Source organism: Mesorhizobium sp. 1M-11, assembly GCF_001303895.1.
Taxonomy (GTDB): Bacteria; Pseudomonadota; Alphaproteobacteria; order Rhizobiales; family Rhizobiaceae; genus Mesorhizobium.
On record NZ_LJSD01000001.1, the window covers coordinates 206,140 to 220,376 of the forward strand.

General features: G+C 60.7%; 9 protein-coding genes. All 9 read right to left on the minus strand.

Annotation, left to right across the window (positions count from 1 at the left end; all coding sequences use genetic code 11):
* Positions 1 to 26 precede the first annotated feature (26 nt).
* The 9 genes from AO692_RS00960 to AO692_RS01005 all read right to left on the minus strand — a co-directional run bounded on the left by AO692_RS00960 (position 27) and on the right by AO692_RS01005 (position 14,013).
* The gene (locus AO692_RS00960; protein ID WP_054308436.1) at positions 27 to 1,154 is read right to left on the minus strand and encodes an ATP-dependent RecD-like DNA helicase; all 1,128 of its coding nucleotides are present in this window, start codon (positions 1,152 to 1,154) and stop codon (positions 27 to 29) included.
* A 63-nt stretch (positions 1,155 to 1,217) separates the two neighbouring features.
* Positions 1,218 to 2,105, minus strand: coding sequence for a LysR family transcriptional regulator (locus AO692_RS00965; protein WP_054308152.1), 888 nt, complete (start codon positions 2,103 to 2,105; stop codon positions 1,218 to 1,220).
* A 359-nt stretch (positions 2,106 to 2,464) separates the two neighbouring features.
* Positions 2,465 to 3,013 carry an NAD(P)H-dependent oxidoreductase gene (locus AO692_RS00975; protein ID WP_054308154.1) on the minus strand — a complete coding sequence of 183 codons (549 nt, stop codon included), beginning with the start codon at positions 3,011 to 3,013 and terminating at the stop codon, positions 2,465 to 2,467.
* Between the two features lie 160 nt (positions 3,014 to 3,173).
* Entirely contained in the window at positions 3,174 to 6,332 is a 3,159-nt protein-coding gene (locus AO692_RS00980; RefSeq protein ID WP_054308155.1) for an efflux RND transporter permease subunit, read from the minus strand.
* Positions 6,333 to 6,338: 6 nt separating this feature from the next.
* Positions 6,339 to 7,619, minus strand: a complete 1,281-nt coding sequence (locus tag AO692_RS00985; protein ID WP_054308156.1) for an efflux RND transporter periplasmic adaptor subunit — start codon at positions 7,617 to 7,619, stop codon at positions 6,339 to 6,341.
* A gap of 191 nt (positions 7,620 to 7,810) precedes the next feature.
* Positions 7,811 to 8,407 carry a LysE family translocator gene (locus tag AO692_RS00990; RefSeq protein WP_054308157.1) on the minus strand — a complete coding sequence of 199 codons (597 nt, stop codon included), beginning with the start codon at positions 8,405 to 8,407 and terminating at the stop codon, positions 7,811 to 7,813.
* 108 nt (positions 8,408 to 8,515) lie between these two features.
* On the minus strand, positions 8,516 to 9,088 hold the full coding sequence (gene ilvN / locus AO692_RS00995; protein WP_054308158.1) for an acetolactate synthase small subunit: 573 nt from the start codon (positions 9,086 to 9,088) through the stop codon (positions 8,516 to 8,518).
* Positions 9,089 to 9,127: 39 nt separating this feature from the next.
* The gene (locus AO692_RS01000; protein WP_054308159.1) at positions 9,128 to 12,136 is read right to left on the minus strand and encodes a CHAT domain-containing tetratricopeptide repeat protein; all 3,009 of its coding nucleotides are present in this window, start codon (positions 12,134 to 12,136) and stop codon (positions 9,128 to 9,130) included.
* Between the two features lie 95 nt (positions 12,137 to 12,231).
* Entirely contained in the window at positions 12,232 to 14,013 is a 1,782-nt protein-coding gene (locus AO692_RS01005) for an acetolactate synthase 3 large subunit (RefSeq protein ID WP_082407158.1), read from the minus strand.
* Positions 14,014 to 14,237: the final 224 nt, after the last annotated feature.

Here is a 14,237-nt window from a genome sequence, read left to right on the forward strand (position 1 = left end):
TAAGGAGGTGGAGCGCTGACGTTCTGCTACCGCACCACCGTCAGCCGCTCGGCGGCGCGGGTGATCGCGGTATAAAGCCAGCGCTGACGCGTGTCCTTGAAGGCAAAACTCTCATCGAAGAGTACGACCTCGTTCCACTGCGAGCCCTGCGCCTTGTGCACGGTCAGCGCATAGCCGAAGTCGAAATCGTCGAAACGCTTCTTCTGCTGCCAGGAAATCTCTTCTTCAGGATTCTCGAAAGCGGCCTTCAGCAGCTTGATCTTGGCGACGCCACGGTCGGGATCGTCCTCTTCCGGCGAGACCAGCAGGTTGATACCCGGCTTCACCGTCTCACGTGAGGACGTCATCACTTTCCACAAAGAACCATTGAGCAGGCCCTTGGCCGGGTCATTGCGCAAGCAGACCAGCTTGTCGCCCGCCTGTGGATAGTCCGCGGTAAAACCCTTCAGCTCACGCAGACGCTGGTTGTAGCGCCGCCGCGTCTGGTTGCGCCCGACCAGCACCTGGTCAGCCTTCAGCACCAGATCCTGGTTGACGTCCTCACGGCCGATGACTTGGGCAGCACCATAGTCGCCGCGCATGAACTCGCGTCCTTCGCGTACGTCGAGTGCCAGCCGGATGATCGGGTTGTCGCGTGCCTGCCGGTGGATTTCGGTGAGCAGGTAATCCGGTTCATGCTCGGTGAAGAAGCCGCCGCCGGAAATCGGCGGCAACTGCGCCGGATCACCCAACACCAGAACGGGTGTGCCGAAGGAAAGCAGGTCGCGGCCGAGCTGTTCGTCCACCATCGAACATTCGTCGATGATGACGAGCGCCGCCTTGGCGATCGGGCTCTGGCGGTTGAGCGAGAAAGTCGGATTGATCGAGGTCTTGCCGGTTGTCTCGTCCTCGACGGCCTCTTCGCCGCGTGGCCGATAGATCAGCGAATGGATGGTGCGAGCATTTACCGCCCCCTTCGAACGCAACACCTGCGCCGCTTTGCCCGTGAAAGCCGCGAACTGCACCTGACCATCGACATGTTCGGCGAAATAACGCGCCAGCGTCGTCTTGCCGGTGCCCGCGTAACCGAACAGACGAAACACCTGCGGCTGGCCGATCTTCAACCAGCGCGCAACTGCCTTCAGCGCCTCATCCTGTTGGGGTGAAAGTTCCATGGCCGAGACAAAGGAGATTCTGTCGCCGACGGCAAGCCCCCATCGGCAGATAGCTGCCAACGGCTATTGCTTTGCTAGTCTTTCAAAAGCCTTCACGGTTTCACGCAGCGCCCGGTCGCGCAACTTGTCGGTGCGTAGCACCATGGCCAGAGTACGCGAAAGCGACGGTAACAGCGGTTTGATGCCGAAACGTTTGGCATCGCGTTCATTGCCCACCGCTTGCCGGGGCAGGATCGCGCAGCCCAGCCCGGCCGCCACCAGTTCCTTGATTGCCTCGACACTGCCCAGCGAAATGGCCGGCTTCATGCGGATACCGGCAGCACCGAACCAGCCCTCGACAAGGCGATAGGCATTGCCGCCCGTCTCGAACAACACCAGTTGCAAGGCGGAAAGGGCTTCGGGTGTCATTTCGACCGGTATTGGCGCACCCGAGGCAAAGACGGCAACGAATTCGTCCTCGACCAGAGGCGTGATATCGAGCGACCGGCCAGAGACCGGCAAGGACACCAGCCCGATGTCGATGCGGTTCTCCTGCACGGCCTCGACGATCGCTGCCGCGTTGCCGGTGCTGACTGCGATCTCCATCGTGGGAAAGCGCTCTCGCAGCGCCTTCAACGCCGGTGGCAAAAGATGGATGCTGGCCGTGGCGCCGGTGCCGATACGGACACGGCCGGGCTGATCACTGGCATGCCCGGCCATCGCATCCAGCGCGGCATCCACCACAGCGCCAATCTTCTCTGCGTGAAGAGAAAGCTCAATACCGGCTGCCGTCGGTTGCGCCTTACGACCGATGCGTTCGATCAGCCTCAATCCAAGCCGTTTTTCCAATTCTCGCAATTGCAGGCTGACCGCAGGTTGCGTCAGCCCTTGCTTTCGAGCCGCAGCTGAGAAGCTGCCCAGTTCGACAACATCAAGAAAGGTTTGCAACTGGTCGAGCTTCAGTCCTCGCATACAAAGAAACTCTAATACTTTGTATCAGCCATGCAAGAATTCCTTTGCAGTTTGCATCGCGCGATTATGGCGAACGATAACCGCTGAGATTCCCATGCCCGTCTGCGCCGCCTTCCTCGAACTGCTGCGTTATCTCGCCCAGTCCCCATCGTCACGGCTAGGGCAACGCGAGGTGCTGCGCGATTTGGACGCGCATCTGTTGAAGGACGTAGCACTGACGAAGAGGCAGGCGACCGAGGCGCGCCTGTCAGCAAGGAAAGCGCCGGCTATCCCAAGCCATTCCATGCGCTTGCCGCACGCACCGAAAGAATAGGCCGGACACCTGCGCATCCGGCCCTCTTTTTCGCTTCGAGAAGCGCTTATTTCTTGGCGTGCAGCGCAATATGCTGCTCGAACGCCTTGCCGAAAGCGGTGAGGAAATCCTTGGTGCCCTGATTGGTCAGGTTGCCGGCCTCGTCGAACAGGCTGGCAGCACCGCCGATATAGGCTTCAGGCTGGCCCATCACCGGCATGTTCAGGAACGCCAGCGATTGACGCAGATGGTGGTTGGAGCCGAAGCCGCCAATGGCGCCGATCGAGGTGGAGATGATGCCCGCCGGCTTGCCGTTCAGCGCGCCCTGGCCGTAGGGCCTCGAGGCAACGTCGATCGCATTCTTCAAAACACCCGGCACCGAGCGATTGTATTCGGCGGTGGCGAACAACACGGCATCGGCATCGGCGATACGCTTGCGGAACGCAACCCAATCGGCTGGCGGATTCGTGTCGAAATCCTGATTGTAGAAGGAGACGGCACCGATATCGAGGAAGTCGAAGTCGAGACCTGGCGTCAGCGCGGCAAGCGCTTTGGCGATCTTGCGGTTGAACGAGTCCTTGCGCAGGCTGCCGACGAGTACGGCCACTTTGGTCATTGAAAATTTCCCTTGGATGAATGGATTGATGGTGGCTCTGACGCCGCAAACCATGGGCTTGCCCCACGGCCGCATCGTCCCCTCGCCCGACGCCAGACGAGCGGCACATTATTCATATTGAGGGAGACGGCAATTCAACTGATTGCGAACAGTCTGTAACCTATTCGGCCGCGACCTGACGATCCTTGTTCTCGTCGAATAGTGAAGGCTGTGCTGTTCCTTCAACCAGATGAAGATCGGGCTTCCTGCCTTTGCGGACAAAGCCCAGCAGCCATTGCGACAGCCACTCCATGTAGAGATAGATCACGGGCGTGACGAACAGGGTGAGCACCTGTGAGACCATCAGGCCGCCGACCACAGCCACGCCGAGCGGCTGGCGCAGCTCCGCGCTGGCGCCTTCGCCGATGGCAATAGGCAACGTACCCATGATGGCGGCAAGCGTCGTCATCATGATCGGGCGGAAACGCATGACGCTGGCCTTGTGGATGGCGTCGCGCGCACTTCGTCCCTCGCGACGCAGCACCAATGCCACGTCGATCATCATGATGCCGTTCTTCTTGACGATGCCGATCAGCATCAGCAGTCCGATAACGGCGATAACCGAGACGTCCATTCCGACGAGCCGCAGCGACAGCACCGCACCGAGCAGGGCAGAAGGCAGACTGGTCAGGATGGTCAGCGGATGGATGAAGCTCTCATAGAGCATGCCGAGCACGATGTAGATGGTCAGGATCGCACCGGCGATCAGCAATCCCTGATTGGCAAGTGAATCCTGGAAGGTTTTGGCCGTGCCCGAGAACGAGGTGGCAATCGTCTTCGGCACGCCGATCTCGGCTTTCAGCGCCTCGATACGGGTCACCGTATCGCCGAGCGACACGCCTTGCGGCAGATTGTAGGAAATCGTCACCGCCGGCAGCTGGCCGAGCTGGTTGATGGTAAGCGGCCCTGCCGTGCGGTCGACGCGGGCGAAGGCGCCGAGCGGGACCAGCGAGCCGCTGGACGTGCGGAACTGGATCGACAGCATGCGTTCCGGTGACCAGTCGATCTTCGGATCGAGTTCGGTGATGACCTGATAGCTGTCGGCGGCACCGAAGATGGTCGTCACCTGGTCAGTGCCGAAACCGCCATAGAGGCTGTTGAGCAGCGTATTGGTGTCGATGCCCAGTGTCGCCGCCTTGTCGCGATCAACGATCAGGGATGCTTGCAGCGCGGTGTTCTGCAGATCGTTGTTGACGTCGGCGAACACAGAATGATCGGCCTGCATGGCTTCTGTCAGCTTCTGGGCCCAATCATTGGTCTCGTCGGTCTTCAGACCCTGGACGACCAGCTGATAGGCGCTGGCGGAGGAACGCGAGCCGAGCCGCAGGTTCTGCACCGGCTGCATGAAGGTGCTGATGCCGGGAACGTCCGCCAGCGGACGCCTGAGGCTTGCCATCACGTCCGTCATTTCGGGCCGTTCGCTCTTCGGCTTCAGCTCGACGAACAGCGACCCCTGGTTAAGTCCACCGGAACCGAAACCGCCACCGACCGTGGAAGTGACATGCGCTACATAGGGCGATTTCTCGAAAACCTCGGCGACCTGGGCCTGCAGCTTCACCATCGCGTCGAAGGAGATGTCCTGGCGCGCGCGGGTCGACACGGAAATCTGGCCAATGTCCTCCTGCGGCAGGAAACCTTTGGGCGAGACGGTGAACAGCCAGACCGACAATGTTGCGGTGCCGAGGAAAACGAGAAACACGATGAAGTGGTGCGCCAGGCACCAGGTGAGCACCCGGTCATAGACGCGCGTCAACCAGCCATGCTGGTGCTCCCCGCCCTGCCCTTCGGGTTTGTGGCCCTTCGGCAGCGTCAGGAGATGCGCAGACAGCATCGGCGTCAATGTCAGCGACACAAACATCGACGCAAGGATCGCCACCGTCACCACGACCGCGAATTCGTTGAAGATACGGCCGATGACGCCGCCCATCAAAAGCACCGGAATGAACACCGCTACCAGCGAGATCGACATCGAGAGAATGGTGAAGCCTATCTCGCGCGAGCCCTTCACGGCTGCCTGGAAGGCCGGCAGACCATCCTCCTCCATATGCCGATAGATGTTTTCCAGCATCACGATCGCATCGTCGACGACGAGGCCGACCGCAAGCGTCAGTCCCATCAGCGAGATGTTGTCGATGGAGAAGCCAAGCAGGAACATCACGCCGAGCGTGGCAATCAGCGAGATCGGCACCGCCACGGCCGGGATGATCGTCGCCGTCACTCTGCGCAGGAAGACGAAGATCACCAGCACGACCAACCCGATGGTGAGCAGCAATGTGAACTGAACGTCATCGACGGCAGCGATGATCGAGGTCGAGCGGTCGTTCATCAGCTGGATCGAAGCAGCCGCCGGCATCTGGTCTTCGAAGGACGGCAGCATCGCCTTGACGCGATCGACCACCGCGACCGTGTTGGCGTCGGGCTGACGCTGCACGGCCAGGATGATACCGCGTGACTTGTCGAACCACGACGCCGAAGTTGTGCTTTGCACGGAATTGATCACGCGCGTGACGTCGCCGAGACGGACCGGATTGCCGTTCTTGGTCGCGATGATGATCTTGGAAAAGGCGTCCGCGTCCTGCAACTGCGTATTGGTGGTGATGGTGAGCTGCTGCTGGCTGTTCTGCAGCACGCCGACCGGCGCGTTGCTGTTGGCCGACTGCACCGCTGCCTGCAACTGGTCGATCGAGATACCGCGCGCGGCCAGCGCCGTCGGGTCGATCTGAATGCGCACAGCGTATTTTTTCGAACCCCAGACCATGACCTGGGCGACACCGTCGATGGTCGACAGCGAAGGCGAAATCACGTTCTGGGCGATGGCGTCGAGGTCGGTCAGCGGCACCGTATCGCTGGTCAGCGCCATTAGAAGGATCGGCGCATCGGCCGGATTAACCTTCCTGTAGCTTGGTGGCGAAGTCATTTCCGGCGGCAATTGCCGCTGCGTTCGCGCGATCGCAGCCTGCACGTCGGCCGCAGCGGCATCGATGTCGCGGTTCAAGGCGAACTGCACAGCGATCGAGGTCGAGCCGAGAGAATTGGTGGTCGAAATCGAATCGACGCCGGCGATGGTGGCGATCTGCTTGATGAGCGGAACGGCGACTGACGTCATCATCGCATTGGGCGATGCGCCCGGCAGCGAAGCTGAAACATTGACGGTCGGGAACTCGGCGCTTGGAAGGGCCGCGACCGGCAGGAATTTATAGGCAAACAGACCGCCCAGAATGAGTGCGATCGACATCAACAGTGTCGCGACGGGCCTGCGGATGCAGAATTCGGAGATCATCGTCGGTCAGCCCGCCGTTTCGTTTCCGTTTGCCTTACCGGCCGCTTTCGGAGACTTGCTCTCGCCCGTCCCGCCGTTGTCCGTTTCACGCACGGCGGTTCCCGGCTTGAGGCTCAACTGGCCGTCCACCACCACTTTCTCGCCGTCCTTCAACCCGCTTGCGATAGCGCTGTCGTTCTCATGGCTTATCGCCACCTTCACCGGCCGTGCCTCGACCGTGTTGTCGGCCTTCACGACATAGACAAACGAGCCCTGTTGGCTCGGCTGCACGGCCTGCGTCGGCACGGTAACCACCTGCGGCATCATACCGGCATTGACCGTCACATTCACATATTGACCGGGCCAAAGCTTGAGATCGGCGTTAGGCACGGTCGCCCGCGCAGTAATGGTACCCGATGCCGTATCGACCGCAGAATTCACGAAATCGACCGTGCCGGACCCGATCGATGCCGGATTGCCGTCCTTGTGCAGCGTCACCGAAACCGAACCGGGCTTGGCCGTCGCCTGCTGCAGCAAGGCAAGATCGGCCTCGGGAAGGTTGAAGGCAACGCGCAGCGGATCCATTTCAGTGATCGTCACCAGGGGCGTTGCCCCCGTACCGGTAGCGCCGCCGGCCGTCACCAGATCACCGACACTGACGCTGACGGCGCCAAGTCGTCCGGAAATCGGTGCAGTAATCGTAGTGTAGCCCAGTTGCACGAGATCGGCATCGAGAGCCGCCTGGTCGGCAGCCACCGTCGCCTGTGCAGCTTTCTGAGCCGCCAAGGCCTGGTCATAAGCCTGCTGTGTGCCGGTCTGCCTGGCAAGCAGGCTCTTGGCCCGCTCTAGGTCGGCGGCGGCGCTGGCGGCCAGCGCCTGGTCTTTCGCCAACGTTGCCTTGTCCTTCTCGACCTGCGCGTTCAGCGCCCGGTTGTCGAGCGTGATCAAGACATCGCCCTGCTTGACCATCTGACCGTCCTCGACAGCAATGGTCATGACCTGGCTGGCGACGCGCGCATTGATGTTGGCCACCGCGGGCGAGGCCAAGAAGCCGATAGCATAGCGCTGGATTGGGAAATCGGTGACCTTCGCCGTTGCGGTCGCGACAGTGACGGCACCACGACCGCCGCCTTGCGCGCGGCTGCTATCACCTTTGTTCTCAGTCGCCGCCTGGGCCGCGATTTCCTTTTCACCGAACGGCAGCGCCTGCCAGACCTTCGATGCCCCCGCGGGCCACAGATAGGCACCCGCAGCGACGACAACGACGCCTCCGATGAGCCCGATCAGTGCTTTGTTGCGAACCGTCAATGCGCCCTCTCGATCTAAGGTCAGGACCTTGCCTGCCGGCCCCGGCGCATCCGTATGCACCTCGTCGAATGAGGTCGTGCGCGATGAATCTCAAGCTAAGATAGCGCAACTTCGCGACTGAAAATGGTCAAAACGCCTTCATTACAAAGATTTAATGCGCTGCACAAATTCACGGCGGCGTGATCGGCGCCTCAGCGCAGCATCGGCCAGAGCGTTGCGGCAAGCGCCAAACCCATGACGATGTTGAACCATTTCAACTTGACGGGATCGGACAGGAAGCCGCGCAACGCCACGCCGAAGCCCGCCCAGCCCGAGATGGTGGGCAAGTTCACGATGGCGAAGGTGATGGCAATCACCGCCACGGAAAGGAACGGCCTGTCGGGATTGGTGTAGACCGCCATGGCAGTCACCGCCATCACCCAGGCTTTGGGATTGACCCACTGGAACGCCGCCGCTTCGAGCAGTGTCATCGGGCGTGCCTTCTGCTCGCCACCGCTCCCCATCGAGCGCGACATCGCTATCTTCCAGGCAAGGTAAAGCAGATACGCACCGCCTGCGATCTTCAGCGCCGTATGCAGCGCCGGGAATGCCGTCAGCACCGTGCCCAGTCCAAGACCGACGGCAAGTGCCAATATGAGAAAACCGATACTGATGCCGATCATATGCGGAATGCTGCGGGCAAACCCAAAATTCACGCCGGAGGCCAGAAGCATGAAGTTGTTCGGCCCCGGCGTGACAGAGGTCACGAAGGCATAGACGACAAGAGCAAGAAAAGCGTCGAAAGACATTGCGATCGTTCAGGTATGGCGCGGGCAAAAGGTCAGGCTAGTTGACCTTTTCCCCGGTCCAAGTCACGAAAATTGTTGTCTCGGTGACAATGCCGCGGCAGCGGCGGGTCACATTCCCTGAGGACCGCGATTCATTGCCGCCACCCCTGTGCGGCAGATCTCAACAAGGCCGAGCGGCCGCATGATCGCGATGAACTGATCGATCTTCGAACTCTTGCCGGTGATCTCGAAGATGAAATGTTCGGTGTTGGCGTCGATCACGCTGGCGCGGAAAGCATCCGCCAGCCTCAGTGCCTCGACGCGGCTGTCGCCGGTTCCCGCCACCTTGACCAGGGCGAGCTCCCGCTCCATCGGCCGTTCCTGACCGAGTTCGGTCGAACGCACTGTCAGATCGACCACGCGATGCACAGGCACGATGCGCTCGAGCTGGTGCTTGATCTGCTCCAGCACATGCGGCGTGCCGCGCGTCACGATCGTGATGCGCGACAGATGTTTCTCGTGCTCGGTCTCCGAAACGGTCAGGCTTTCGATGTTGTAGCCCCGTCCGGAGAACAGGCCGATAACTCGGGCAAGCACGCCCGGCTCATTGTCGACCAGCACCGACAAAGTATGGTTTTCCGGCTTTTCCGTCTCTTTGGCTATGAAGTAAGCGGAGCCGGTGGGTTGAAGGTGCTGTGTCATTGTCCTGTCCTGTGTCTGCCCGGTTGTTGCCGGTATTTATCAATGTTCGAAGAGGATGTAAGCGCTGGTCAGGGCCGCCGGGAAACCATCGATTTGGCCGGCCCAGGCATCGCGCTTGGTTTTGATGAAGGCGTCGCCATAGCTGAGGTCGCCTCCAAGTAGGTTTTCATAGAAGCGTGCCATAAATTGTACTGTCGCCGCGTCGTCGACCTTTTCGACGGTCAGAAGCGTGCGCCGCGTCCCAGCCACCGATAGCGCCAGCGGCAGGCCACGCACCGTGGAGGTTACACCGATGTCGCCCAGGGCGGTATCGCAGGCGGAAATGACGACGAGTTGCGAAGCCCTGAGATTCCAGCTCAGCAATTCACGCGCATAGACGATGTTGTCGTCGTCGGTTTCCATCGGCTCATCGGAAAGCTTGGCGCCCGAGAGCTCGAAACCGGCATTCATCAGGCGAGCCGACAACCCTTCGCCGCGCATGAAAAAGCCATGCGTCGAGAAATGCAGGATCGCCTTGCCGCCAGTTGCCGCACGCATCGCAGCTTCGCTACCATCCTTGCCTTCGGCAACTCGAACGACAAGGTTCTTTCCACGGGCGATCGCGGCGATCTTTTCAACTTCGTCGCGTGAGCCGGGTAGATAGGTGCTGCCGTCATCATTGTAGGCCAGGCCGCCGGCAAGCAGGATGCCGTCACCCGCAGAGGGACGGTCTTCCTTCGCCCTAAATTGATACGCCTGTCGGCTGGTAGCGATATGCACATCAACCAGTTCGCCCAACCGCTTGCCGCCTGTCGACCGCAATTCCGAGAAGTCGAGCGGATAGAGAAAGTCGGTCGGAATGACATAGAGCGCCTTGGCACCTTTCGCCGCCTCGCCGACAATCTTCGCCAGCTTTTCAATGAAACCACTCGTTGGCTCGGCCTTGCCGTCGCGCGGATCGAAGGCGTCGACCTCGACGACTTCCGCAGAGGCGTCCGCACGGGAGATCGCGGCGAAGATCCGATATTTGCTGGGACTGCCTCCCCGGTCCGCAGGCCACTCACTGACAACGGCGAGATCGACGATGACGTCGCCCTGTGCCGGTCTAGCGACCGGCCCGGTTTCTTCGATCGCACTCTTTATCCATGGCTGTACCGGCGCACTGCCGCGCTTTTCGAGCGCGGCATTCAGAGCTTTGCGCGCATCCTCCATCGCGTGCCGTTGCGGCGCCAACGCCTCGGTGTAGAGCGTGGCCGTAACGATCTCACGAAACCGTCCGAAGTCGCTGAAATAGGCCCTGATCAAATCGCGCAGCTGCGGATCGCTTGTCGTTTCGGCCTCGACACGCAATTGCCGCTCGGTGCCTCGTGTCAGTGTCTTCCAGTTGTCCAGTGCGGAGGCAAACAGCTCGGCGGCGTCAGAATTGCGTGTCGCGAACTCGGCGAGCGAACCAAGCATATCGTCGGCGAGAATGCGCACCGCCTGCCCTGCGCGCAGGCTGCCCGAAGCAGAAACACTCGAACGCGCCCAATCGAACATGACGGCATCGAGCTTGCGATAGGTGCCAATCGCGGCCTTGGCATCCGCCTTTTGCTGCAGCCGCGCGAGCAAAAGCTCGGCCTCGAAGGTCATGGGATGCGCTTCGCCCAATTGCTCGCGCGCAGTGGCGACTGCGTGCTCGCGATAGGCTTCCGCATCCTCGTTCCGGCCCATCTTCTCGGCCTCGTCGGCATAGAGACCGAGGAAAGAAAGCGACTGTTCGATATCGGCCCCGTCGGTGAATTGCGTGGTGTCACGCGACTGGATTTCCTTCTTGCTGAATTTGCGTTCACCCAGGCGATATTGCGCGTAGGCCTGCCAGCGTTCTGTCTGTCGACGGTAGTTGGGATTGAATCCCGGCTGAGCGACGATGCGCCCGATCGAGGCCAGTGCTGCCTTGGCATCCTTCCAGCGCTCAGCCTCGAACAGATCATGCGCCATATTCATGGCCGAGATCACCGTGTCGTTCGCGCCACCACCAAACGCCTTGTAGCGCTTGTCATAGGCATATTTGTCGAATTCCAGCGCAGCAGCGGGTAGTTTTAAGGAGCGCAATACGGCGGCGCGATTGTTCATGATGCGCCATAGATCAGCGTTGTCTTCGCCCAGCGACTTCAAGCCGTTTTCGTAGATGTATTGATAGGCCGCTTCGGCCGAAGCAAGCTGGCCGGCAGCATGCATGGTCTGAGCCAATCCATCGTAGGCGTTCAGGGCTTCCACGCTGCCCATGCCGAAATGATCGGCTAGCACAGTGAGCGCCTGATAGCCGAACTTGATGGCTTCGTCGTAACTCTTGTCGCCGCGCAGGAACACGCCGACATTGAACATCAGGAAGCCCTTGCCCGGCCCTGTGTCGGTCTCCATCAGTTTGGAATCGAGGCCACGCTGAAAGATGCGCTGGGCTGTATCGGCACCGGCAAAGCGCCTGAAATTCTCGCCCGCTTGCCCAACCGTGTTAAAGAACAGGTCGGCACGGCCGGCGAGTTCCATGGCGTTGAGCGTCGCGAAGAGGCGCTTTTCAGCGATCTCGGGGCGCTTGGCCGTCAGTTGCGAATAAGCGGCATCGACGCGCGCATTGAGCGCGGCTTGCGAATCCTCCCCTGAGCGCCGTGCTACCGTCTCGACATGCAAATCGAGCAGCCTGTCCTGTTCGTCCACCTTGCCGGTTCGACCCGCAGCGTCAGCCAGAAGCAGCCCGAATTCATCGGCGCGCCGCTGGTCAAGATTTCGAATGACCGTATCGGCACGCTTGAACAGCGTATCGTAGAGATCCTCCCAGTTCTCTGCATACATGTCGCTCTGAGCCAGGAGATATGCTGCGTAAGCGGCCGCCTTTGCATCGCGTTTTGCAAACTTCCCGTCAAGCAGCGCCAGCGCCTTGCGGCGCGCATCAGCGAAGTCCGATTTGCGGATCGCCGTCTCGACCGCCCGAATTTCCGGCGGTCGCGGCGCGGTCTGTTCGACGGATTGCTTCTCTTTGGGGGGTTCGACAGCCTGCTGGGCAATGGCTGGCATAGCCAGCGCGAACATGATTGCACCGGCAAGGCCTAACCTCACCACCCGCCTATGCGTTGAATGGTTCGCGGCCAAGGCCGAACAGTCGATGTCCCCGGCCGCGAGCAAGTTTAGACCAGCTCCCTGCCCTTGGCGTCGATGGCGTTGGCGACCGCTTCGTCAGTGGCCTCGTCCGGCAGCAGCATTTCATTGTGCGCCTTGCCCGACGGGATCATCGGGAAGCAGTTGGCCAGGTTGGCGACACGGCAATCGAACAGCACCGGTTTCTTGACCGAGATCATCTCCTTGATGGCATCGTCGAGATCGCCGGGCTTTTCGCAGCGGATGCCATGGCCGCCATAGGCTTCGGCGAGCTTCACAAAGTCCGGCATCGCCTCGGTGTAGGAATGCGACAGCCGGTTCCCATGCAGGAGCTGCTGCCACTGACGCACCATGCCCATATATTGGTTGTTGAGGATGAAGATCTTGATCGGCGCCTCGTACTGGACTGCCGCGCTCATCTCCTGGATCGTCATTTGCACAGAAGCATCGCCGGCGATGTCGATGACCAGCGCATCGGGATGCGCGATCTGCACGCCGAGCGCGGCCGGCAGACCATAGCCCATCGTGCCAAGGCCTCCCGAGGTCATCCAATGGTTCGGCTTGTCGAAATGGAAATGCTGTGCCGCCCACATCTGATGCTGGCCGACCTCGGTGGTAATATAGGTGTCGCGGTCCTTGGTCAGTTCGTAGAGCCGTTCGATGGCATATTGCGGCATGATCACATCGTTGCTCGGCTTGTAGGCGAGCGAGTCGCGCGCGCGCCAGCGGGCGATCTGTTCCCACCAGGGATAGAGCGCCTTCTTGTCGGCCTTGGCTGTGGCGCGCCACAGCCGCACGAGATCTTCCAAAACCCGGCCCACATCGCCCAGAATGCCAATATCGGCACGCACGTTCTTGTTGATCGAGGACGGGTCGATATCGATGTGGATCTTCTTGGAATTCGGCGAGAATGCATTGAGGCGACCGGTGATGCGGTCGTCGAAGCGGGCGCCCACACACAGCATGACGTCGCAGTCGTGCATGGCCATGTTGGCCTCGTAGGTGCCGTGCATGCCGAGCATGCCCAACCAGTTCTTGCCTGAAGCCGGATAGGCACCCAGCCCCATCAGCGTCGAGGTGATCGGGAAGCCGGTCAAATCGACCAGCTCGCGCAGCAGATGGCTGGCCTCCGGGCCCGAATTGACGACGCCGCCACCGGAATAGATGACTGGCTTCTTGGCCCCAGCCAGCATTTCGACCGCCGCCTTCACCTTCTCCAGATCGCCCTGCACCTTGGGTTGATAGGACGTGCGTGGTGCTGTCTGTGGAGGCGTGTAGATACCCTTCGCGAACTGCACGTCCTTCGGGATATCGACGACGACCGGCCCGGGACGACCGGTTGTGGCGACGTGGAAGGCCTCGTGAATGATGGCGGAGAGCTCGTTCACATCCTTCACCAGCCAGTTGTGCTTCGTGCAGGGCCGGGTAATGCCGACGGTGTCGCACTCCTGAAAGGCGTCGGAACCGATCAGCGACGTCGGCACCTGTCCGGTCAGGCAGACCAGCGGAATGGAATCCATCAGCGCATCCTGCAAAGGTGTCACCGCATTGGTGGCACCGGGGCCGGAGGTAACCAGCATGACGCCGGCCTTGCCGGTAGAGCGGGCATAACCTTCCGCCGCGTGGCCAGCTCCCTGCTCATGGCGGACCAGAATGTGCTGGACCGCGTCTTGCTGGAAAAGCTCATCATAGATCGGAAGGACCGCGCCGCCCGGATAGCCGAAGAGATGCTTGACGCCGTTGTCGATCAGCGCCTGCACAACCATTTCGGCGCCAGTCATCTCGCGCCGCTCGCTTTGTCCGTTGCTCATAGATCCGGTTCCGTCTTTTCCTGCTTTTTCAAGCTCTTGCTGGTCGTCTGGTCATGTTTTGAATAATAAAAAAGGCCCCCGAGGGAGCCTGTGTGTTGCGCATGGGAGGCCTTTGCCCGGCGGTTACACCGCCTTGCCCACGCGCCTTCCTACGAGAATGAGTACCGTCTTGTTCATCGTGGCGGACAATAGGTGCAAGCACGAAGCGCTGTCAACTGGGATAT

Excerpts from the sequence above, each read along its gene's own strand:
- AO692_RS00960 (WP_054308436.1), bottom strand. The coding sequence starts at position 1,154 with ATGGAACTTTCACCCCAACAGGATGAGGCGCTGAAGGCAGTTGCGCGC.
- AO692_RS00965 (WP_054308152.1), bottom strand. The coding sequence starts at position 2,105 with ATGCGAGGACTGAAGCTCGACCAGTTGCAAACCTTTCTTGATGTTGTC.
- AO692_RS00975 (WP_054308154.1), bottom strand. The coding sequence starts at position 3,013 with ATGACCAAAGTGGCCGTACTCGTCGGCAGCCTGCGCAAGGACTCGTTC.
- AO692_RS00980 (WP_054308155.1), bottom strand. The coding sequence starts at position 6,332 with ATGATCTCCGAATTCTGCATCCGCAGGCCCGTCGCGACACTGTTGATG.
- AO692_RS00990 (WP_054308157.1), bottom strand. The coding sequence starts at position 8,407 with ATGTCTTTCGACGCTTTTCTTGCTCTTGTCGTCTATGCCTTCGTGACC.
- ilvN (WP_054308158.1), bottom strand. The coding sequence starts at position 9,088 with ATGACACAGCACCTTCAACCCACCGGCTCCGCTTACTTCATAGCCAAA.
- AO692_RS01000 (WP_054308159.1), bottom strand. The coding sequence starts at position 12,136 with ATGTTCGCGCTGGCTATGCCAGCCATTGCCCAGCAGGCTGTCGAACCC.
- AO692_RS01005 (WP_082407158.1), bottom strand. The coding sequence starts at position 14,013 with ATGAGCAACGGACAAAGCGAGCGGCGCGAGATGACTGGCGCCGAAATG.